Here is a 21,958-nt window from a genome sequence, read left to right as displayed (position 1 = left end):
GGGGCCCGCCTGTCGCTCGAAATCACCTGTCCATAAGGGGTGATATTTTGCTACGAAGCAAACATGGCAGATCGTGAAACACTCTTGACCGTGAAATTGATGGACGGGCTTTATACCGAAGCAATGGTGCTGGCAGATGAAGCACGGTCCTATTTTGAATCCGGCCGATTCAGCGAGGAATGCAGCGACGATCCCAATCTTGCGGTTTCTTTTTCCTGCGAGTCTCTGAAAGTGACGACGCGGCTTATGCACTGCATCGCGTGGTTGCTGAACCAGAAGGCCATGCACAGCGGGGAATTAACCGAAGGCGAAATGTGGAACCATGATCGCGCGCTCGGCTACGCGCCAGCGACCGACCAGCCGATGGTCGATCGCTTCCCGGAGGAAGCCCGGCATATCATCGTGGCGAGCGAGGAACTGTTCCAGCGCCTGCAACGCCTGTCGGCGCGCCTGCAACAGGAAATGGAAGCTGAGTCAGCGGTTCAGGACATGTTCCGCCGTCTGGAAAGCAGCTTCTAGCAGTCTGGCAGACCGTCGGCCGCTCAGGCCGTCGCCGTCTCTTTTTCTTCCATCGTCGGATAGTCAGTATATCCCTCAGGACCTTGACTATACCATGTCGGGGTAAAGTCGATCGGGTTGAGCTCGGCGCCTTTGCGGAACCGTTCGGGCAGATCGGGATTGGTCATGAACGTCCGGCCAAAGCTGATCGCGTCGGCTTTATTCTCCGCCAGCGCTGCGGTTGCATTATCATAAAAATAGTCGCTGTTGAGCACCAGCGGCCCCTTGAACACCGGCCGGATATGCGGACTGACCGGCGGCACATCGGTGTTGCCATAGGTGCCGTGGGCAGGTGGCTCGCGCAGCTCGAGAAAGGCGATGCCGATCTTGTCGAGCAGTTTCGCTGCAGCGGTGAAGGTTTCGACCGGAGTCGCGTCGTCGGCACCCTGGGAATCGCCATTGGGGGAGAGGCGGACGGCAACCCGGTCGCTGCCCCAGACATCGACCAGTCGCTGGGTCACTTCGCCGAGCAGGCGGATGCGGTTTTCAACCGGTCCGCCATATTCGTCGGTTCGCAAATTGGTGCCGGAACGGATGAACTGGTCGATAAGATAGCCATTGGCTGCGTGCAGCTGGACACCGTCAAAGCCCGCTTTTTTCGCGTTTTCTGCGGCATTTTGATAATCGTCGAGAAGAGCCGGAATTTCGGAGACTTCCAATGGCCGCGCTTCTGCATAGTCTTTCTTGCCCTGATAGGTTCGTACGCTGCCCGGTGCGGTTGTCGCGGAAGCGGATACGGGCTTCTCGCCATCGAGGAAATCGGGATGGACGATGCGGCCCATGTGCCAGAGCTGGCAGATGATCTTGCCACCGGCTTTGTGAACCCGTTCGATGACCGGTTTCCACGCTTCGGTCTGCGCGTCATTCCAGATGCCCGGGGCAAATGGTGTGCCAAGGCCTTGCTGGCTGATGCCGGTGGCTTCGGAAATGATGATGCCGGCACCGGAGCGCTGGGTATAATAGTCGCCCATGATCGGAGTGGGGACAAATTCCATTGTCGAGCGACAGCGAGTGAGCGGGGCCATGAACATGCGGTTCTGGGCCTCGATGGCGCCAACGGTGATCGGATCGAACAATGTGGTCAAGATGGAATTCCCTGAAACTGGAGGCGTGGATTGTTAATCAAACAGTTAAGTGACCGCACGTCCGAATGCAATGGTTTGAACCGAAGCAATTTCTGTCTATATTGATAGCTCTGATTTCAAAGGAACACCCATGTCTGTATCGCTTCCCGAAGATCCTACACTGGATGAAGTGCGCGCCTTTCTCGCGCCGGGACTGGCTGCGCAGGCGGCGTTTGACGGCTGGAACGAGAAGGCGGTCTCGTCCGCTGCGGAACTGGCGGGCGTCGATAATGATCTTGCAAGACTCGCGTTCAATGATGGTCCGGTTGATATGATCGACGCGTGGTTTCAGGCGGTTGATGGGCAAATGACGACGAAATATAGTGCCGAAGAACTCGCCGCGATGAAAGTGCGTCAACGGATCAAGGCGTTGGTTGAAGCCAGACTCGATGCAATGGCAGTGGATCGCGAAGGACTGCGGCGCGCTTTGGCGATATTGGCTGCGCCACCCCATTTGCGCAGGGCCGCAAAAATGGGCTGGCGCGCTGCTGACAAGATGTGGCGGCTCGCCGGGGACACGGCCACCGACTATAATCATTATACCAAGCGGACCTTGTTATCGGGCGTCTACGGCAGCACGATCAGCGTCTTTCTTGATGATGAGAGCAAAAACTATCTGGAAACAAAGGCGTTTCTCGATCGCCGGATCGAGAATGTCATGCAGTTCGAGAAAGCCAAGGCCAAGATTACAGGGCGGGGCGGTGACCGGTTCAGCATGGCGCGCTTCGTTGGCCGGTTGCGCTATCGCGGAGTCTGATAAATTGCTGTGCAACTCCTGATCGGAGATTAGCATCACGCGCAGCGCATAATCTCACAGAAAAGACTCGCCAAAGCTAATCAGTATTGATAATCAATCGCAATTAGAAAGGCCTCGTTGCGATTATGCAAACACCGACAACCCTCGACCAGCTGTCACTCAAGCAAAATGCGGAAATAGTGGCGATTGACTGGGCAGCCATCTCCGAAAGCGAAGGCCGTCGTCTGCGGGCGCTCGGCATTGATGAAGGCATTTCGGTCGAAAAATTGCACAAGGGTATGTTTGGCCTGAATGATCCGATCGCGCTGAAGGTTGGACGGATGATGATAGCCGTCCGCAAATCGCATGCGCAGGCGATATCCGTGACATTGACGCCGGCAACGATCGCCGCCTGATCGATGACCCAAGCTGCTCCTCTCATTGCCCTTGCGGGCAACCCCAATTCGGGCAAAAGCGCCCTGTTCAACGCCCTGACCGGCGCGCGTCAGAAGATCGCCAATTATCCCGGCGTCACCGTCGAGCGCAAATCCGGACATTTTACCTTCGCTGACGGACGGCCCGCCGAACTGGTCGACCTGCCGGGTAGCTACAGTCTCGATCCGACCAGCCCCGACGAGGAAGTTACGCGCAAGGTCATCATGGGACTGCAGCAGGGCGAGCGCAAACCCGACGCAATTGTCATCGTGCTCGATGCTGCCAATCTCGATAATCATTTGCGCTTCGCGCTCGAAGTGATCGCGCTGGGTCAGCCGGTTGTTGTCGCGCTCAACATGATGGATCTGGCGGAACGCGACGGCCTGACCCTCGATCCGGCAAAACTTTCCAAAGCTCTGGGTGTTCCCGTGGTCCCGACCGTGGCGGTGCGGCGACGCGGACTGGAGGAATTGTCCGCTGCTTTGGAAAGTCGCCTCCAGCAAAAAGACAATGTGCCGGCACCGGTGATCAGCAATAGGCGCGATCACGGCTTGCGCAAACAGGCCAAGCTGATTGCCAATCAGGTGATAATTTCCGAAACCGCCGGCCGGCGCTGGTCGGAGCGGGCGGACAGTGTGTTCCTGCATCCTTTCGCCGGACCGTTGATTCTGTTCGCGGTACTGTTCATCATGTTTCAGGCGGTCTTTGCCTGGTCAGAGGCGCCGATCGGTCTGATCGAAAGCGCCAGCGAATGGGTTGCTGCTGCGGTCGAAACGAATATGTCACCGGGCTTCGTGCGGGACTTCATTATCGAAGGCGCCATTGGCGGTGTCGGTTCGGTGGTGGTATTCCTGCCGCAGATTTTAATCCTGTTCCTGTTCATCCTGCTCCTGGAAGCCAGCGGCTATATGACTCGCGCGGCCTTCATCATGGACCGGTTGATGGCGAGTGTCGGCCTGTCCGGACGCAGCTTCATTCCCTTATTGTCCTCTTTCGCCTGCGCGATCCCCGGCATCATGGCGACGCGCAGCATCTCCGATCCCGGGGACAGGCTGACCACGATATTGGTGGCGCCATTGATGACCTGTTCGGCGCGGCTTCCGGTCTATGCAATTATTATCGGCGCGTTCATTCCGCCAACCAATGTCGGGCTTGGTATCGGTCTGCAAGGGCTGGTGCTGTTCGGGCTCTATGTCTTTGGCATTGTCGGTGCGATGGTCGTCGCGCTGGTGCTGCGGTCGACGGTGACCAAGGGGCCGAATAGCGGCTTCCTGATGGAAATGCCGAAATATCAGCTGCCGCGGATGAAAGACGTCCTGATCGGCCTGTGGCAGCGCGCCTATATTTTTCTGCGTCGCGCCGGTACGATCATCTTCGGCGCGACCGTCGTTCTGTGGCTGTTGCTGACCTTCCCGAAAGTGCCGGGAGACAGCGCGATGAGTCAGGTCGACTATAGCGTCGCCGGACGGATCGCCAACGTCATCGCGCCCGTCGTCGAACCGATCGGTTTCAACCGCGACATCGCGCTCGCCCTGATCCCGGCGATGGCCGCCCGCGAAGTGGCGGTGGCAGCGCTGGCCACCACCTACGCGATCGATGCGCCGGATGAAGAAGCGGAAGCCAAATCCCTGACCGAGCGGCTGCAAAGCCGCTGGTCGCTGCCGACTGCTTTGGCCTTTCTCGCCTGGTTTGTCTTTGCCCCGCAATGTATCTCGACCATTGCTGTGACCAAACGCGAAACCAACGGCTGGAAATGGCCGATGTTCATGCTCGCCTATCTTTTTGCCCTCGCATACGTCGCTGCCGGTATTACATATTGGAGTGCCGTCGCCCTCGGTCTATAGAGTTCTCAAGAATCGATATTCACGTTATATTTTTGGGGAATTTGAAATGGCCGGCGGCATCAACAAAGTCATCATCGTAGGCAATCTGGGCAAGGATCCGGAAGTGCGTACCTTCGCCAATGGCGGTAAAGTCTGCAATTTCAGCGTTGCGACGTCGGAAAGCTGGAAAGACAAGCAGAGCGGCGAGCGCAAGGAAAAGACCGAGTGGCACAATATCTCGATCTATAACGAAGGCCTTGCTGGCGTTGCCGAAAAATATCTCCGCAAGGGCAGCAAAGTCTATCTCGAAGGCAAATTGCAAACCCGCAAATGGCAGGACCAGTCCGGCAATGACCGCTATTCGACCGATGTCGTTCTGCAGGGCTTTGACGCGAAAATGGAAATGCTCGACAGCAAGCCAGGTGGCGGCGGTCAGGGCGGCGGCTCGAACGACGGCTGGGGTGGCGGCCAAGGTGGCGGCGCGCCATCCGGCGGCGGTGGCGGCAACGATAGTTGGGGCCAGACCGGCGGCGGCTCGGGCGGCGGTCAGGGCGGTGGCGCGTTTGACAGCGATCTGGACGACGACGTTCCGTTCTAGGAAAATATAGAGCCGGAGATTGTCTGGTCCATCGATCACGATCTTTACAGAACGACGGGTCGGCCCTTTTTCGCTATAGAAAAAGTGGCTGACCTATTCGTCTCGCATCCCGACAAACAGCGCAATCAATCCGATCATCCCGCAATAGCGGAAGGCGGCGTCGAGCGCCGCTTCGCGCAGGACCTCGGATCGCCACAGCTCGAACCATGTTTCTGCGATGACGATCCAGCCTGTAAACAGCATGAAAATCGCGACAGCACAGCCAGCGAGAGCGTAAGTTTTTGCCTTTGAGAAGGCGGCGGCGTCACCTGCGCGCGCGGTCCACATCTGCCACGCTCCGGTCAGGCACAAAATTGCGCTGGCAGATTTCAGCAATATAATGGCCAAGGCCCCGGCCAGAACTATGGCGGGAGTGGATGTGGCTCGCCAGTCGTCCGCCCCTCCGTCAAATGTCGACATGGAAGTGGTAGCAGCCACCGCTCCCGTCGTTCCGTTCCAGTCGAGAATATTCCCGAAGACGCCCAGTGCAGCCCAAGTGGCGACGCTCAAAATAAGCAAGATTTTCAAGATGCGTAACATGATTTTCTTCCCCCTCCCGTTTGTCGCCGGGCTTTTGGGAGCCGGAAACAGAAGTTTTTTAATACGCAAACAGCAGCAAAGTCAAAAAATGCCCCTCGTTGTTGAGTTTGCGCTCCGTCAGGTGAGGTTGCTCAACCGATCTCGAAGAAGGAATAAACTGGCCCGTTAGCGGTCTGCTCGCCGGTTCCGGCGGCGACGACGTTGTTCAGCCAGAGATATTGCTCTGCACCCGATTCAAACTTCGCCGATACCGCCAGCGAATATTCTTCTGGTTTCAGCAGTGCGCCCTTGGCGAAGCGCCCCATGACTTCCGGGTCGGCCAGAAACCGGCCCTGATAGCTCAGATAAATCATCGCCCCGTCGTCTGTTTGCAGCGGCAAGCGGACATCGATTTCCATCACTCCGTCGGGCCGGTTGATCACCCAGTCGGCGCCGGGCAGAACTTGGCCGTTCAGGCGCTCGCCGGAGAAGCGGCCCCCAGTGACCGGCGCGATGCGGCGCAAGCCGGCCGGTGTTTTGCCGATCATCAACATGCCCGCGAAGTCGACCGTCAGGGTCAGGGTTATCAGATGTTCATGCTTGAGCTGTGTCATCGGATATGTCTTTTCTGTTGCTCAGGCAGGTTCGCCATGAGCGTCACAATTTATGCCCGGTCCGGTCCCGCTTGGTGTCGAGGTAAAATTCATTGTGCGGATTGGCAGCAATCTTGACCGGCAGGCGTTCTTCGACCGTCACGCCGCATGCTTCCAGACCTTCCACTTTTTCCGGATTGTTGGTCATCAATTTGACCTTGGGCACGTTGAGCAATTCCAGCATCCGGGCCGCGATCGAGAAATCCCGCGCATCGATGGCAAACCCCAGCCGCTGGTTGGCGTCGACCGTGTCAAAACCCTGATCTTGAAGCGCATATGCGCGCAGCTTGTTGATCAGGCCGATCCCGCGGCCTTCCTGCCGTAGATAAAGCAGCACACCCCAGGTCGCTTCGCCCATCTGGTGCAGCGCGGCGTGGAGTTGCGGGCCGCAGTCGCATTTCAGGCTGCCGAGAACATCGCCGGTCAGACATTCGCTGTGCAGGCGCACGACCGGCGTGCTGCTGTCGCGCTTGCCGATGACCAGTGCAATATGATCGGTGGCATCGGCATCGCTGCGGAAACCGTAAATATGTGCTTCTGAATTGGCCGCTACGGGTAGCCGGGCATGGGCGCTGATCGTCAGGGCCGCAGAATCGGCATAGGCGGCGGCATCTTCCGCCTCGACAATATCTTCCGCGCTATCGACGATCACAAACGCAGGCAGCAGGCCGCCGTGGCGGGCCAGTTCCATCGCTGCGGTGGCGGCGGGCGCATTGGTCAGCGTCTCGCTGCGGAACGGGCCCTTCATCGGATATTGCATGTCGAGCACCGGATCGACGATCGCGATAATCTCGGCCGCGGTGACGGGTGCGGGCAGGCTGATCTGGATCGGCAGGTTCGGGTCGGCGGCGGCAAACTGGTTGAGCAGCTTCAGCGTCGCTGCACGGCTGGCGGAGATGATCAGCGATATCGTTCCGGACGTGGGCAGGGGCGCTTCCAGATCGCCGGTTTCTACCGGCAGCAGGTTCAGCCGCGAGCCATCCGCTTCAACGCCGACCGGCCAGCCGCGTCGGAGGGCATCAATCGCGCGGGCCGCGCGGCGGGCGGCAGCCTTGTCGGCCCCATCTACCTTGCGGGCCCCGTCGAGAGGCGCTGCGTTCAAAATTCGAATTCCGTGATCAATGGCGCGTGATCCGATGGCTTGCCCCAGCTGCGCGCATCTTCGAGAACCGAATGGCTGACGGCCTTGTCTCCCAGTTCAGGACTGACCCAGACATGGTCGAGCCGCCGGCCCTTGTCCGATGCCCGCCAGTCCTTGGCGCGATAGCTCCACCAGGTGAACAGCCGCTCGGGATCGGGGATCAGCTTGCGACCGACGTCGACCCAGCCATGGGCATCGCGCATCGCGTAGAGATGGTCGATCTCGATCTGGGTGTGGCTGACGACCTTGAGCAAGGCTTTGTGGCTCCAGACATCGGAGGCCAGCGGCGCCACGTTGAAGTCACCCATCAGGATTGTCGGTTCTTTGAGATTGCTCGACCATTCGGTCATCCGCCCGAAGAAATCGAGCTTCTGGCCAAATTTCGGATTGATCTCGCGGTCGGCGATTTCGCCGCCGGCGGGGATATAGACATTCTCAATTCTTATGCCATTTTGCAGGACCGCGCCGACATGGCGGGCTTCGCCATTATCCTGCCAGTCGAACCGTTCATCCTTGTGCAACGGAACGCGGCTGATGATCGCGACACCATGATGCATCGGCTGGCCGTTCAGGATCATATGATTATAGCCGAGGCGCCGGAACATCCCTTCGGGGAATTGGTCATCCCGAACCTTGGTTTCCTGAAGGCAGAGAACATCGGGTGCTTCTTCGGTCAGGAAGCGTTCGACGATGTCGAGGCGGGCGCGGATGCTGTTAATATTCCAGCTGACGATTTTCAGACTATCACTCATGCCGAGTCTGATAGCCACGCTCGCGGAGAAACCCAAGCCTAAAGGCAATAGCGCTGTGTAGTAATTTTGCTGGTCGGGGAAAGTAAAACCCCCACCTCCGGGGGCATTAAGGAGGTGGGGGCTAACTCGCGTTCGTCACGCAGTAGGATGGGTTGAAACGTTTTGGGTCAGGTAACAGGGGGGAAGACCTGACTGTCTCTTCTCATCCTGTGTTCGGTTATAGCTCTGCATTTCTGTCGGGAATATGAACGGATGAAAGATCATCTTCTGCTGATCGGTAGCCCGTCTCGGTTCATCGCTTGCTGCGGCTTTTCCGCCGCGGGTCGGTCCAGTTAAAGCTGCTGTTGGCCACCGGAACACCGAATTTCTGGTTGGAAAGGCGGATCGATGTGCGATTATTCTTTGAATCCAGCGACACCCAGCCGTCGAGACTCAATCCGCCCGGCGCGCCGGCTTTTTTGGTGAAAACCATTGTTATTACGCCATATTCCGGACGTTTTGGGTCGCTGACCTCGACGCTCAGCACGTTCGGATTGCGAGTCGGAACGAGTTTCCCGTATTTCGACAGATCCCGCTCAGGGTTGAGCAGCGCCGCGAGCGGGCTGTTGCTGATCGGCCAGCGCTGGACCTGGTTCACTTCATAGTCGATCAGAGTCAGGGCTTTCCCGTCTCCGACGATCAGCAGATTGGCATCCTTTTGATATTGAAAGCGAATCTTGCCGGGTTGCTTGATTATCAGCGTTCCGGTCATCGACTGGCCGCTGCGGTCCGTCTGGCTGAAATTTGCGGTCATGGTCGACATGGCGCGCAAATGGTTCGAAATTTTCGACAGACTGTCGGCAGGGCTTTGCTGTGCGGTGGCGGGCAGGCTTGCTGTCAGGGCCAGAGGCGCAGCGATCAAGGCGAAACCATATTTCAACATTACGAAAACTCCAGATTATCCAGATATTCGCCTAGCCAGTGGCGATTGAACAATGGCTTAATCACTTCGTCAGCAAAAAGACCAGATTTCTTTAGAGCGGCTGGCCATGCTGATCGCGCAACACTTCGCGGCGACCGATATGGTTGGGCGCGGTGATAAATTCATCTTCCTCCATCCGGTCGATGATCCGGGCAGCGGTGTTATAGCCGATCCGCAATTGCCGCTGCAGCCAGCTGGTCGATACTTTCTGGCTTTCGAAGACGATCTGGCAGGCCTGCGTATATTGCCGGTCTTCCTTATTGTCGCTCAAGTCTGCGCCATCGAGGGCAAAGCTGCCATCTTCGGGTTCCTCGGTCACGGCCTGGATATAGGCAGGCGCTCCTTGCGAGCGCCAGTGGTCGGCGACCCGCCGCACTTCGTCATCAGAGACGAAGGGGCCGTGAACCCGGGTCAGTTGCTTGCCACCGGGCATGTAGAGCATGTCGCCCTTGCCGAGCAGCTGTTCCGCGCCCTGCTCGCCGAGAATGGTGCGGGAGTCGATCTTGGAGGTGACGTGGAAGCTGATCCGGGTCGGCAGGTTGGCCTTGATTACGCCGGTGATGACGTCGACCGAGGGTCGCTGGGTGGCCATGATCAGGTGGATGCCGGCCGCACGCGCTTTTTGCGCCAGCCGCTGGATCAGGAATTCGACTTCCTTGCCGGCGGTCATCATCAGGTCGGCAAGCTCGTCGACGATGATCACGATCTGCGGCAATACTTCAAAGTCGAGCTGCTCTTCCTCGTAGATCGGGCGCGATGTTTCGGGATCATAGCCGGTCTGGACGCGGCGACCGAGCGGTTGGCCCTTGGCCTTGGCGCCTTTTACCTTCTCGTTATAGTTCGCGAGATTCCGGACCGAAATCGACGACATCATCCGGTAGCGTTCTTCCATTTGTTCGACCGCCCATTTCAGCGCGCGGATCGCCTTGGCCGGTTCGGTGACGACGGGAGACAATAGATGCGGAATATCGTCATAGGTGCTGAGTTCCAGCATCTTCGGATCGATCATGATCATTTTGCACTCGTCCGGCGTGAGCCGGTAGAGCAGCGACAATATCATGCAGTTCAGGCCGACAGATTTACCCGAACCGGTAGTACCGGCGACGAGCAGATGCGGCATTGGTGCCAGATCGGCGATGACCGGATCGCCGGAGATATTCTTGCCCAGGATGATCGGCAGCTTGCCGGTCTGTTCGGCGAAGCTGTCGCTGCCGACCATCTCGTGCAACACCACCATCTCGCGGGTGGCATTGGGTAATTCTATACCCATGACCGTGCGTCCGGGGATGGCGGCGACACGCGCCGACAGCGCCGACATATTGCGGGCAATATCCTCGGCGAGCTGGATGACGCGGCTCGCCTTGATGCCCGGCGCCGGTTCCAGCTCGTACATGGTGACCACGGGGCCGGGGCGGACCGCGTTGATCGTGCCCTTGACGTGGAAATCGTCGAGCACGGATTCCAGCAGCCGCGCGTTGCGTTCCAGTCCGGCCTTGTCGATCACATTGTTGCTCTGTTCAGGAGCAGGGGTCAGCAGGTCGAGCGAGGGCAGCACATAAGGTCCGAAGAAATCACCCTGCTTGGCTTTGTTGGCGCCGGCTTTTTTCGGTGGCAAGGCGCGGTCGCTGATTTCCGGCGGTGGCCGGTTGTCGGGTTTGACTTCCTTGCGCGGGGCGGGATCCTTTTTGACTTTCGCCTGGACAGCGCCGGAACGATCGGGCTCGATCACCAGGCCTTCATCTTTCTGCACAAACGGATTTTTAACCGCCGGGATTTTCAAGGACGGTCCCGAAAACAGCGGCCGGTCCAGGCGCAGGCTGGAATAGCCGAGAACAAGGCCGGTAGTCAGGGTGAGTGCGATCAGGACGCCGGAAATCACGCCGCTCCAGCTGGCCGAAATTGCGTTGAGCCCGGCACTGGTACCGTTGGCCAACAGCATGCTGGCGAGTCCGCCGAGACCGGATGGCAACTCCATTTCCGGTTCCGGGACCCATAATGCGAGACTGGTACCGACCAGCAAGGCCGCGAGCAGGCACCAGAGCAATTGTTTTTTCCAGTCAGGCTGGGGAATATCGCGCCACAGGCGATTGGCGAACACCAGCAGCAGGGGCAGGAACAGGGCGACGGGCAAGCCGATCAGCGACAGGGAAATATCGGACAGATAGGCACCTAAAACCCCCATCCAATTATGTTCGACGCTGCCGGCAGCCGTATTGAACGAGGGATCACTGGGCGAATAGCTGACCAGTGCCAAAAACAGGAACAGGGTCGACAGCACAATCGTCACGGCCCCGATCAGGGCACCGCTGCGCAACAGGCTGAGGCGCATTATCTCGCGCCAATTTGCTTCATTGGCTTTTTCCGCCATCATATACTCCTGTGCGTCACCCCAGCCGAAGGCGCGCATTCACTATAGGCTCCTTTGCGCGAATCGGGGACTCTCCGTCAAGTTTCTTGGCTTTATTTTACCGGATTTGCCTTTCTTTCCAGACCATCGATGCCTAACTATATCCCATATCTGGGCTCGGAAAGGCGTCTCCATGGGATCTGATTCTCGAAATAGCGATATCATCATATTGGGAGCCGGCATGATCGGCCTGACCCAGGCGCTGACTTTGGCCGCCCACGGATTGCATGTCGCGATCATCGACCGCGCCGAACCGGAGGATCTGACCAACCCGCAGAATGACTCGCGGGTTTCGGCGATCAACAGCGCCAGCTGGAATATGTTCGACGCGATCGGGCTGGCCGGGAAATTGCGGCCGCACGGTTGTGACATCGACAAGATATTGGTGAACGACGGGCTGAAGCCCGGTACCCTCGACTTTGTTCCCGGCGAGGACGAAGGCCCGATGGGGATCATGGTCGAAAATGCAGTGCTTCGGCGGCTGTTGTACGAAGCCGTCAGCGCCAGCGAGAATATTACGCTGCATCTGTCGACGCAGGTCGCTACCTGCGATCGCGAGGGACATCTTGTCGATATCCTGCTCGCCAATGGTGAACAGCTTTCCGCTCCGCTGCTGATCGCCGCCGATGGCCGCGGCAGCCGGATGCGCGAGGAAGCCGGGATCATCATGGCGCACTGGCAATATGATCACAGCGCGATCGTCTGCAAGATCGCGCATGAAAAGCCGCATGGCAACACCGCCTATGAACTGTTCTTCCCTGCCGGTCCCTTTGCGATATTGCCGATGCTCGACGATGCGGACGGCAAGCATCGGTCGGCGGTTGTGTGGACGGTATCACGAAAAGACGGTCCTGCCTTCGCCACGATCAACAAGCGTGCCTTTGTCGCCGAAATGATGAAGAAGACCGGCGGTTTTCTCGGCGAGCTGGAATTGCTCACCGACCGCCAGACCTATCCTCTGGGTTTCCACCATAGCTCCCATCTGACCGCCGACCGTCTGGTGCTGATCGGCGATGCCGGTCATGGCATCCATCCGATCGCGGGGCAGGGACTCAACCTCGGCCTGCGCGACGTTGCCGCGCTGACCGAATGTCTGGTCGAGGGCGCGCGAACCGGTCTCGATTTAGGCGATTCCCAAATTCTCGCGCGCTATGACCGCTGGCGCAGCCTCGACAATATGATGGTGTCGGCTGCGACCGACCTGCTGACGCGCCTGTTCGGCTTGCCGGGAGAAACCTCGTCGAAAATCCGGCGGATGGGCATTGGACTGGTCCAGCGCATCGCTCCGCTCAAGGCGCAATTCATGGCGGAAGCCAAAGGCGAGACCGGCGATCTGCCGAAATTGCTCAAGGGTGAACTGGTCTAGCGCGAACCCTGACCGTCATCGATCTTGATCACGGTTCCGGTAACCGCATCCGAAGACGGAGAGACCAGAAACAGCAAGGTGCTGTCCATCTGCTCCGGCTGAGCCACTCGCTTGCGCGGGAAATGGACCGAAAAATCGCCCGCGCGCTCGATCATGCCATCGGCCATGTCGGTGGCGAACAGACCCGGCGCAATGCCATTCACATTGATGTGAAATTTCGACCATTCGACTGCCAGGGTTTCGGTGACACGAACCACACCCGCCTTGGTTATTGAATAGAGAGCTGCCCCGCCACCATTATAGCTAGTCGCTGCGATAGACGCGACATTGACGATCCGCCCCGGCGCTTTTTTGGCGATCAGCGGACGGGCAAACTCGTTCGACAAGATGAACAGGCTGCGCAGATTTGTATCCAGAACATCGTCGATCAAGTCTATCGACATCCTAGTGGCGTGTTCGGCGTCGACGATGCCGGCGTTGTTGACCAATATGTCGGGCTGGCCGAGAGCCTCTGTCACTGCGGGGATGATTGCCTGGAGTTGTGCAGCATCGCGCACATCGAGCGCAAAGGCTTTGGCCGTTCCGCCCTCAGCGGTAATCTCGTCGACGAGTGCGTCGAGCTTGTCCTTGCGGCGTGCGGTGCAGGCGACCTTTGCCCCGCAAGCTGCCAGCACCTTGGCAAAGCGACGGCCCAGTCCGGCGGAGGCGCCGGTCACAATGGCGGTACGTCCTGTCAGGTCGATAGAAAAATTGGGTATAGTCATGAACGGGCATCCTCTTCTGATTTTTGAAGAGGATGCCCGTAATCAATGGTTTAGCGCAAGCGCTATATTGGTTTTACAAATCGGACTGTGCGATCGGAACGATCTTGATTTCGACCCGGCGATTGGCTGCCCGGCCTTCTTCGGTGCTGTTCGAAGCAATCGGCTGGCTTTCACCATAGCCTCTTGTTGCCAGGCGGGCGCGCTGGACACCGCTGTTAGCGAGGAAGTTGGCAACCGATTCAGCCCGCCGTTCGGACAGGGACTGGTTGTAAGCATCGCTGCCGGTGCTATCGGTGTGGCCGAGCACGTCGACATAACTTTTTTCGTAGCTTGAAAGCGTATTGGCGACATTGCCCAAGGTGCTCTGAAACGCGGGACTGATCGCGCTGCTATCGACCCCGAAGGTCACGTTGGACGGCATGTTCAGGATCAGGTTGTCGCCATCACGGGTGACGTCGATACCGGTGCCGGCTGTCTGTTCGCGCAGCTTCTTTTCCTGCTCGTCCATATAATAGCCGATGCCTGCACCAGCGAGTCCGCCGAGGCCTGCGCCGACAATCTTGGCGGTGCGGTCATTTTTGCCGCCGAGCACATCACCGAGCAGATAGCCGCCGACAACGCCACCGAGGCCGCCGATCGCTGCCTTCGAGATGGTACGATTTCCGGTTTCCGGATTGGTGACGCAGCCGCTGGTTAGCGCCAAAGCACCAAGCGAAGCTGCCGTAATTATTGATTTATTGATCCGCATTTTCATTCCCCTTTAAATATTCCTGTTCGATCAGGATAACGCTCCGCCGACCAGAAGGTTCCGCTTAACGCACGATAAATGAACGACAACTGACAGCAAACTTGAGATTGTGTAAAACATGCTGCTAAAGGGGGTATGGCATTTCGCCCTTTCAATGGACAATATGACACCCTTTCCCTGGTTTGACGTCGCGATCATAATTGTGCTGGTGCTGATCAATGGCGTATTTGCCATGTCGGAGCTAGCGATAGTTTCTGCGCGCAAGGCGAATCTGCACAGCCTCGCTGATCAGGGGAACCGTGGTGCCAAAACCGCGCTTCTGCTGGCCAGCGATCCCGGCAAGTTCCTGTCCACCGTGCAAATAGGCATCACCCTGATCGGCATCGTCGCCGGTGCGTTCTCCGGCGCCAGTCTTGGCGGTCCGGTGGCTGAGCGCTTGCAGGCGCTGGGGATGGGGAAAGATCTCTCGGGCACAGTCGGCTTCGTATTGGTCATCGGCCTGACCACTTATGCCTCGCTGGTCGTCGGCGAGCTGGTGCCGAAGCAGATTGCGCTGCGTTCGGCAGAACGGATCGCGGTCGTCATGGCTCCGCCCATGGCCTTTCTGGCGCGCGTTTCCGCGCCCCTCGTCTGGTTGCTGGACAATAGCAGCGCCTTGATCTTCCGGATGATGGGGATGAAGCGGGACGAGAAAAGCCATGTGACGGCGGACGAGTTGCAGATGGTTTTTGCAGAAGCGACGCGCTCCGGTGTGATCGAGGAGCATGAACGGGCGGTCATTGCCGGGGTGGTCCGGATGGCCGACCGGCCGATCCGCGAAGTAATGACTCCGCGGACCGAAGTCGACTGGCTCGATATCGATGCGACGACCGAGGAAATACACAGGCTGCTGATCGCGTCGCCGCACAGCCGCTTTCCGGTGGCGGAAAATTCTGTCGACGATATTTGCGGTGTTGTTCAGGCGCGCGATATTGTCGCAGCACAATTGAGCGGCGAGCTTCTGGACCTGCGCAAATTGATGCGGGCGCTCGAGAAAGTGCCTGACCAGCTCGATGCACTCGACGCGCTGGATATCTTGCGCGAAGCCGAAGTGCCGATGGTGCTGGTGCACGATGAATATGGCCATTTTGAAGGGATCGTGACGCCCAATGACCTGCTGAGCTCTATCGCCGGTGAATTTGTGTCTGACCAGGATGAGAGAACCCAGCGCAGCCTGATCGAGCGAGCCGATGGCAGCTATCTGGTGTCCGGCGCGATGGCCATTGATGCGCTGGCCGAACGGCTGGGGATCAGGCTATCGGAAGACCGTGACTATGCGACGGTTGCCGGCCATGCATTGGCGCAATTGCGCCACCTGCCGGAAGAAGGCGAGACCTTTGAAGATCAGGACTGGATATTCGAGATTGTCGATATGGACGGCCGCAAGATCGACAAGCTGATCGTCAGGGCCGGCAACCCCGAAGTGGATTGACCGGCTTCAGGCCCTAGAGCTTGCCGTATTTCTTTTCAAATCCGGCGATATCGTCCTTGGCGAGAAATTTGGCCTGATCGATCCATGAATCTCTCGTGATCCGCCCGCTAAACGTATCGAGATACTGGTCAATTTCGCTAATTTCGGCTTCTTTCCATTCGGCAATCTGATCGAACCGGGTAACGCCAAGGCTGATCAGCAGCGTATTCAGTTTCGGACCGACACCCTTGATCAGGCGCAGGTTATCCGGCTCACCGACTGCCGGCGGGATGTTTGGTTTGCCCGCGGGTGCTGGCGCAGCCTCTACCGGCTTTTTCGCTGGTTTCGGGGCGATTGCCACAGCGACCGGTTTGACGACGGGCTTCTCGACAGGAGGTGCTGGTGGCGCCGCCGGAGCAGGGGCCGCCACTACCGGCGTTGCTTTCGGTTCTGCCGGCGGTACCGGCTCTCCCGCTTTTGCAAGCAGTCCGTCATCGGCATGAAAACCGTCGAGCGCAGAAGCGTCGCGACCGGTTGCAGCCCAGATCCAGAAAGCCGTGACCACACCAATCAATAGTGCAATCAGGTATAACAGCCAATTGGCGGTAATCAGCGTAATCATCTTATCAAAACCCCGTTTTGAATCCTGTTTTTTGCCGGTCTGGCCTAATATTCTTCTGTGTTCCGGCCCCAGAGAAACCAGCCGATAGTAAGGCCAATCGCAAAAGTCACCAGCAGGAGCAACAGATTTTCAAGCAAAAGTGGCATAGTTCATTCTCCCTGTGGCGCTTTGGCATCAACTTGTGACGCGCCATTGGCAGCGCCGATCCGGAATTCAATCCGGCGATTCTTTGCGTCAGCCGCAGCGTCCGAACCCGTTGCGCGCGGTCGCTCCGATCCATAGCCTGTAGCGGTGATCAGGCCTGCGGGAATACCGCGCTCGACCAAACCGGCCTTGATACGATCGGCCCGCTCTTGCGACATGATCCGGTTGACGCCGCGATCACCATTATCATCGGTATGGCCTTCGACCGCTACCGACAGGCCGGGGCAGGCTTTCAATGCGCCAGCCAGTGCATCGAGAATCTTGTTGGATTCCGGCGACACATAGGCGCTGCCGGAACGGAAGCTGATATTCCTGGCTGCGATAATCTTGTCGACACCGCTCTGACATTTGGCAATTTCTTTCGCGTCGCCGGAGTCTATGGCTGGCGCGATGATATTGGGATCGTCAGCGGTCCCGGCATCTTCCTCGCCGTTCCAGCTTGCACCGGAGACACCAGCGATGGCGGTGACCACGCCTAGGGCTTCCTGTTTCATGTCGTCGGGCATATCGCCGTCCAGAACGGCGCTGCGCGACAAGGGATCGCGGCCGAAGCTGACGCTTGTGTTATCCAGGCCCCGTGCGGCCAATTCTGTCTGCGCCTGTTGCTCCAGACCGGAAATGAACTTCTCGCCCGTTACGGCATGCCCAGCCAGTGCCAAAACCACCGTCGCCGCTGCACCGGTCAATATCTTGCCTCGGAATTCCATAGCTAACCTCAGTCCCTTTTCGGCCCAACGCCATTTTGTCGAAATGATCGAGCAAAATGGCGGATAATGACGCGCGAGTCCAGTTAGGACGCTTCACCATCCGGGGGCTTTCCCCTTGAAACTGTTCCTATATGAGACAAAAGGTTACCAAATTAGGTTAATTTCGATAACTATGTTTGTCAGTCCCATCGGGCACCGGCCTTTTTTCAGCCGCTGTTGCTGCTCGCAAGGTCATTGAGCTTGCGGAATTCCTGACGCCAATAATCGCCGCCATTGCCGCTGAGCAATCCGATATTCCGGAAATCATAATCGCCGAGATATTTGTCCCCGCGCAGTTTCTGGCCAAAAGCGGCGACGGCGACAGCAAAGGCCATGTCCCCGCTCGGGCGGCTTGCCGAGCGCAGGTCCCGCGACGCGATCGACCGGGTGATCAGCCGCGACTTGTCTTCGTCGGGCAATTTATAGCGCAGCTTGACCTGCGCCATCTCACTGTTGAAATCGGGCTGCCGTTCCACCACCCGGTTGGCGGGGTAGCGCCTCTCGGGCAGCCAGCCTGCCGCGTCGGTCGGCATGACTTCATAAAGCGCCGTCACCTGATGACCGGCGCCGATATCGCCGGCGTCGATCTTGTCATTGGCAAAATCTTCTTCGGCGAGCAGGCGGTTTTCATAGCCGATCAGGCGATATTCCTTCACATGCGCCGGATTGAACTCGATCTGGATTTTGACATCCTTGGCGATGGTAAACAGGGTCGAGCTGAGCTCGGAGCCCAGCACTTTGCGGGCCTCCATCGCGCTGTCGATATAGGCGTAATTGCCATTGCCGACATTGGCGATGCCCTCCATCAACTCGTCACGGATATTGCCGCTGCCATAGCCGAGCATGGTCAGTGTCACGCCGCTCTTGCGCTGTTCGGCGACATATTTCTTGAGCTCGTCGGTGTTCGATGTGCCGACATTGAAATCGCCATCGGTCGCCATGATGATCCGGTTGATCCCGCCATCGAGGAAATTGCCGCGCGCGGTTGCATAAGCCAGTTTGAGCGCGTCGCCGCCTGCGGTTGATCCGCTGGCGGAAAGACAATCAACGGCTTGTTTGACATAGTCCTTGTTCGAGGTCGGCGCGAGCAACAGCCCGACCGTACCCGAATAGACCACGATCGAAACCCGGTCGTCGCTGCGCAACTCATTGGCAAGCGCCGTCAGGGTTGATTTGACCAGTGGTAATTTATCCTGGCTGTTCATAGAGCCGGACACGTCGACCAGAAAGACCAGATTGGCGCGGGGCCGTTCACTGCTGTCAACATCATAGCCGCGCAGGCCAATTCTCAGCAGTCGGCTGCTGTCGTTCCACGGTGTTGTGGAAATGTCGGTGGATACGCTGAACGGTGTGTCGCGGTTTTGTGGCCGCGGATAGTCATAGCGGAAATAGTTGATCATCTCCTCGGTTCGCACTGCTGCTTCGGGCGGCATTTGTCCGTCATTCAGAAATCGCCGGACATTGGAATAGCTGCCGGTATCGACGTCGACGGCAAAGGTGGAAACCGGCTCGTCGGCGACACGCTTGATGCTGGCGACATCCTTGCCGTCATAGCGTTCGCGGTCCTGCGGCTGGGTTTGGGGATATGGCAGCGGTCGGGGGTAGGGATAGGGTGCCATGCTGCGTTCGGCAGCCATCGCACCGCTGGCCACGGCCTTGCCGGTCGTCACGCTCTGTGACGAGGGCGACGGGGGCGGGGGCGGAGGCGGAGGTGGTGCCATAGAGGGCGAGGCGCGCAGCGCTCCGGTCCGTCTGTTGGCGTAGCTTTCATCATTGATCCGCGAGAATATGCTGCAGTTTACCGGATGGGGCGGAGCCGGACGGGCAATCGAACGCGCGTCGAGGGACGGTGTCGCAGATGTCAGCGCAAGGCCGGCAACTGCCAGCACCGATAGGCTTTTTCCTGGAAAATTGAAATGCCGCATAGTTTCCCTCCATTGTTCCGACCCGATCGCAAAGCTGACAGATCATGCCTGACTGGAAAATGAACACATGATATATTGTTACATTCATCATGAGGCTCATGTGGAGGGGAACCGCCGCAGGAAGCATCCGGCTATGGTCCCCTGCGCCGTCCTCGAGACTGGTATAAACAGAAGGATTTACATATCTGGGCCAACGGATAAGATATGATTTTTGGGGGGAACAGGTTGTGACTGCATATAAAGTTCAGAAAATGGCGCGCCAATGGTCTGGCCGGATGGCTCTCGCACTGGTGGCGGGGGTGTTTTCTGCCCAGCCGGCGCTGGCCGAGGACAAGGCTTCGCTGACACCGCACCAGCAAATGGCGCGGGATATTTACCGCGATATTATCGCTTTCCGGACAGCGCGCGGTCAGGAACAGGTTCCGGCGATGGTCTCCTATCTCGTTGACCGCTTCATGAAAGCGGGGTTCAGCGACGCCGACATCCGCGTCACCGATTATGACAGCGACGGCGAAAAAACCCAGGGGCTGATGGTTACCTATCGCGCCAAGCCGGGCAGTACCGCCAAGCCGATTGTCCTGCTCGGCCATATGGACGTGGTCGACGCGCTGGAGAAGGACTGGGTGCGCCCGCCGTTCACCCTGACCGAAGAAGACGGCTATTTCTTTGGCCGCGCCACGATGGACAATAAATATGGCATCACAAATCTGACCTCGACTTTCCTCCGGCTCAAGGCAGAGGGCTGGCAACCGTCGCGCGATCTGGTTCTGGTTTTTTCCGGCGACGAGGAAACCGGCATGGTCTCTACCGAGGCGCAGGCGAAATATGTGGCAGAAAATATCGATCCGGCCTTCATCCTGAACAGCGATGCCGGCGGTGTTGCGCTGGCGGAAGATGGAACGCCGGTCGCCTTTCGCGTGCAGTCGGCAGAGAAGACCTTTGCCACCTACGAGTTGACCGTGAGCAATCCTGGCGGCCATTCATCGCGACCGCGTGCGGATAACGCAATTTACGAACTGGCCGAGGCCTTGAGGAAAATTGCCGCCTATAAATTTCCGGTTCAGGCGACCGATCTGACCAGAAGCTATTTTGCCACCGCCGGGAAACTGACGCCCGGTGATCTGGGGCAGGCGATGCTGCGTTTCGCGGCGGACCCGTCGGACGCTTCGGCAATCGCGACTCTGCAAGCCGATCCGGAGTCCGTCGGTACGCTGGGGACGACCTGTGTCGCCACCATGTTGCAGGCCGGCCATGCAGAAAATGCCCTGCCGCAATCCGCCACAGCTACGGTCAATTGCCGGATATTCCCGGGAACAGGCGCGGCCGCCACCGAGGTCAGGCTGAAAGAGATTGTCGGCAATGACGATGTCACGTTCAAACTGATAACCGATGTGACCGAAAGCCCGGAATCAAAGCTGCGCGACGATGTAAAGGCAGCGGTGCGCTACAGTCTCGACAAGAGATATCCGGGCCTGACCATCCTGCCTTATATGGAATCGGGTGGCACCGACGGCATGCATTACCGCGGCCTCGGTTACGACACGGTGGCGATTTCCGGTGCCGCGATGAAAGCCTCCAACATGTTCGCACACGGCTTGAACGAACGGCTGCCTGTTGCGTCGTTCTATGGCGGACTAGATCACTGGTATTGGATCCTGAAGAAACTGGCGGAATGACGAAGGTTACGCTTCGCCAGAGGAGGAGGCTTCCTTTGCGGGAAGCCTGACCACAAATCGCCAGCTATAACCACGATATTGCGGGATAAACTCGCTCCGCGTACCGGTTTCGCAGTCTATCTCGTCCAGAAATCGTCGCAGATATTTGCGCGGCTGGACGTGAAACAGCGCCAGCCATTGCTGCAATATCCAGCGGAAGGGAGACGGCAGCTTCTCCGACTGGCCGAAATCGACGATATGCAATTCCCCGCCTGGCTCGAGTAGCGCCACGGCCTGCCGGATCGCGCCCTGCCAGTCGGGGATCATCGATAGGCAGAAGGACAGGAATATACGGTCGAATATGCGGAGCGTCGACGGCATTGCCAGCGCCGGATTTTCGGCATCGCCCTGAAACAGCGTGATGCGATCCGCCATTCCGCTCTGCACCAGATTCTTGCGTGCTGCTTTCAGCATTTCCGAGCTGATATCAAAGCCGTAAAATTCCGCGTCCGGCCAGACCTTCGCAGCCTGGACGAGATTGCGCGCGGTACCGCAGCCGATTTCCAGCACCCGGCCGCCCGGCGGAGGATCGAGCGCTTCAATCAACTGGTCCCGGCCGAGAAGATAATATTTGCGGGTCAGGTCATAGATGCCACTCTGGCTGCGATAGACCCGATCCATCAGGTCGGCGTGGCGGTCGCTGGCCCGCTTGCGCAAAATATCGTCCATCAG

General features: G+C 58.3%; 21 protein-coding genes. 8 read left to right on the top strand and 13 right to left on the bottom strand.

Translation table 11 applies throughout. The features are described 5' to 3' along the window. The first annotated feature begins 63 nt into the window (after positions 1-63). On the top strand, positions 64-519 hold the full coding sequence (locus tag AAC060_RS12320) for a DUF1465 family protein (protein ID WP_339826637.1): 456 nt from the start codon (positions 64-66) through the stop codon (positions 517-519). A 23-nt stretch (positions 520-542) separates the two neighbouring features. Here AAC060_RS12320 and AAC060_RS12315 read toward each other — a convergent pair whose 3' ends face one another. Next, the gene (locus AAC060_RS12315) at positions 543-1,643 is read right to left on the bottom strand and encodes an alkene reductase (RefSeq protein WP_339826635.1); all 1,101 of its coding nucleotides are present in this window, start codon (positions 1,641-1,643) and stop codon (positions 543-545) included. 130 nt (positions 1,644-1,773) lie between these two features. On the opposite strand from AAC060_RS12315, the gene AAC060_RS12310 reads away from it, so the two are divergent. The 4 genes from AAC060_RS12310 to ssb all read left to right on the top strand — a co-directional run bounded on the left by AAC060_RS12310 (position 1,774) and on the right by ssb (position 5,274). After that, positions 1,774-2,439 (top strand): COQ9 family protein, encoded by a 666-nt coding sequence (locus AAC060_RS12310; RefSeq protein ID WP_339826633.1) that lies wholly within the window; start codon positions 1,774-1,776, stop codon positions 2,437-2,439. Between the two features lie 125 nt (positions 2,440-2,564). Then, positions 2,565-2,834: a FeoA family protein gene (locus AAC060_RS12305; RefSeq protein ID WP_339826631.1), complete on the top strand. Its 270-nt coding sequence runs from the start codon at positions 2,565-2,567 to the stop codon at positions 2,832-2,834. Between the two features lie 3 nt (positions 2,835-2,837). Beyond that, a complete protein-coding gene (locus AAC060_RS12300; protein ID WP_339826629.1) occupies positions 2,838-4,697 on the top strand; it encodes a ferrous iron transporter B in 1,860 nt (619 codons plus the stop codon). 46 nt (positions 4,698-4,743) lie between these two features. Further along, entirely contained in the window at positions 4,744-5,274 is a 531-nt protein-coding gene (gene ssb, locus AAC060_RS12295; protein ID WP_339826627.1) for a single-stranded DNA-binding protein, read from the top strand. 93 nt (positions 5,275-5,367) lie between these two features. Here the strand turns inward: ssb and AAC060_RS12290 are convergent, their stop codons facing one another. From AAC060_RS12290 to AAC060_RS12265, 6 genes are all read right to left on the bottom strand, one after another. After that, positions 5,368-5,853, bottom strand: a complete 486-nt coding sequence (locus AAC060_RS12290) for a DUF2165 family protein (RefSeq protein ID WP_339826625.1) — start codon at positions 5,851-5,853, stop codon at positions 5,368-5,370. Between the two features lie 131 nt (positions 5,854-5,984). Then, positions 5,985-6,446 carry a DUF3237 domain-containing protein gene (locus tag AAC060_RS12285; protein WP_339826623.1) on the bottom strand — a complete coding sequence of 154 codons (462 nt, stop codon included), beginning with the start codon at positions 6,444-6,446 and terminating at the stop codon, positions 5,985-5,987. 43 nt (positions 6,447-6,489) lie between these two features. Next, positions 6,490-7,587, bottom strand: a complete 1,098-nt coding sequence (gene ribA / locus AAC060_RS12280; RefSeq protein WP_339826621.1) for a GTP cyclohydrolase II — start codon at positions 7,585-7,587, stop codon at positions 6,490-6,492. Then, on the bottom strand, positions 7,584-8,378 hold the full coding sequence (xth, locus tag AAC060_RS12275) for an exodeoxyribonuclease III (RefSeq protein WP_339826619.1): 795 nt from the start codon (positions 8,376-8,378) through the stop codon (positions 7,584-7,586). The genes ribA and xth overlap by 4 nt, the downstream gene beginning before the upstream one ends. Positions 8,379-8,670: 292 nt before the next feature. Then, positions 8,671-9,300: an outer membrane lipoprotein carrier protein LolA gene (locus AAC060_RS12270; RefSeq protein ID WP_339826617.1), complete on the bottom strand. Its 630-nt coding sequence runs from the start codon at positions 9,298-9,300 to the stop codon at positions 8,671-8,673. 91 nt (positions 9,301-9,391) lie between these two features. Further along, positions 9,392-11,710: a DNA translocase FtsK 4TM domain-containing protein gene (locus tag AAC060_RS12265; RefSeq protein WP_339826675.1), complete on the bottom strand. Its 2,319-nt coding sequence runs from the start codon at positions 11,708-11,710 to the stop codon at positions 9,392-9,394. 169 nt (positions 11,711-11,879) lie between these two features. Between AAC060_RS12265 and AAC060_RS12260 the strand changes: the two genes are divergently transcribed. Beyond that, complete coding sequence (locus AAC060_RS12260) at positions 11,880-13,112, top strand: UbiH/UbiF/VisC/COQ6 family ubiquinone biosynthesis hydroxylase (RefSeq protein ID WP_339826615.1); 1,233 nt, start codon at positions 11,880-11,882, stop codon at positions 13,110-13,112. On the opposite strand, the gene AAC060_RS12255 is transcribed toward AAC060_RS12260, so the two are convergent. Together AAC060_RS12255 and AAC060_RS12250 are read right to left on the bottom strand one after the other, a co-directional pair. Next, positions 13,109-13,876 carry an SDR family NAD(P)-dependent oxidoreductase gene (locus AAC060_RS12255; RefSeq protein ID WP_339826613.1) on the bottom strand — a complete coding sequence of 256 codons (768 nt, stop codon included), beginning with the start codon at positions 13,874-13,876 and terminating at the stop codon, positions 13,109-13,111. The genes AAC060_RS12260 and AAC060_RS12255 overlap by 4 nt on opposite strands. 73 nt (positions 13,877-13,949) lie before the next feature. Next, a complete protein-coding gene (locus tag AAC060_RS12250; protein WP_339826611.1) occupies positions 13,950-14,624 on the bottom strand; it encodes an OmpA family protein in 675 nt (224 codons plus the stop codon). Positions 14,625-14,778: 154 nt separating this feature from the next. Here AAC060_RS12250 and AAC060_RS12245 point away from each other — a divergent pair, with 154 nt between their 5' ends. Beyond that, entirely contained in the window at positions 14,779-16,095 is a 1,317-nt protein-coding gene (locus AAC060_RS12245) for a hemolysin family protein (protein WP_339826609.1), read from the top strand. Between the two features lie 13 nt (positions 16,096-16,108). Here the strand turns inward: AAC060_RS12245 and AAC060_RS12240 are convergent, their stop codons facing one another. The 3 genes from AAC060_RS12240 to AAC060_RS12230 all read right to left on the bottom strand — a co-directional run bounded on the left by AAC060_RS12240 (position 16,109) and on the right by AAC060_RS12230 (position 19,571). Next, positions 16,109-16,696 (bottom strand): hypothetical protein, encoded by a 588-nt coding sequence (locus AAC060_RS12240; protein WP_339826607.1) that lies wholly within the window; start codon positions 16,694-16,696, stop codon positions 16,109-16,111. A 149-nt stretch (positions 16,697-16,845) separates the two neighbouring features. After that, positions 16,846-17,607 (bottom strand): OmpA family protein, encoded by a 762-nt coding sequence (locus AAC060_RS12235; RefSeq protein ID WP_339826605.1) that lies wholly within the window; start codon positions 17,605-17,607, stop codon positions 16,846-16,848. 206 nt (positions 17,608-17,813) lie between these two features. Continuing rightward, complete coding sequence (locus AAC060_RS12230) at positions 17,814-19,571, bottom strand: von Willebrand factor type A domain-containing protein (RefSeq protein ID WP_339826603.1); 1,758 nt, start codon at positions 19,569-19,571, stop codon at positions 17,814-17,816. A 227-nt stretch (positions 19,572-19,798) separates the two neighbouring features. Between AAC060_RS12230 and AAC060_RS12225 the strand changes: the two genes are divergently transcribed. Beyond that, a complete protein-coding gene (locus AAC060_RS12225; RefSeq protein WP_339826601.1) occupies positions 19,799-21,247 on the top strand; it encodes a M20/M25/M40 family metallo-hydrolase in 1,449 nt (482 codons plus the stop codon). A 6-nt stretch (positions 21,248-21,253) separates the two neighbouring features. Here AAC060_RS12225 and AAC060_RS12220 read toward each other — a convergent pair whose 3' ends face one another. After that, positions 21,254-21,955 (bottom strand): class I SAM-dependent methyltransferase, encoded by a 702-nt coding sequence (locus AAC060_RS12220; RefSeq protein WP_339826599.1) that lies wholly within the window; start codon positions 21,953-21,955, stop codon positions 21,254-21,256. Positions 21,956-21,958 lie beyond the last annotated feature (3 nt).

It is taken from the genome of uncultured Parasphingorhabdus sp., assembly GCF_963975555.1.
GTDB lineage: Bacteria > Pseudomonadota > Alphaproteobacteria > Sphingomonadales > Sphingomonadaceae > Parasphingorhabdus.
This window is presented reverse-complemented; position numbering and strand designations above follow the sequence as displayed.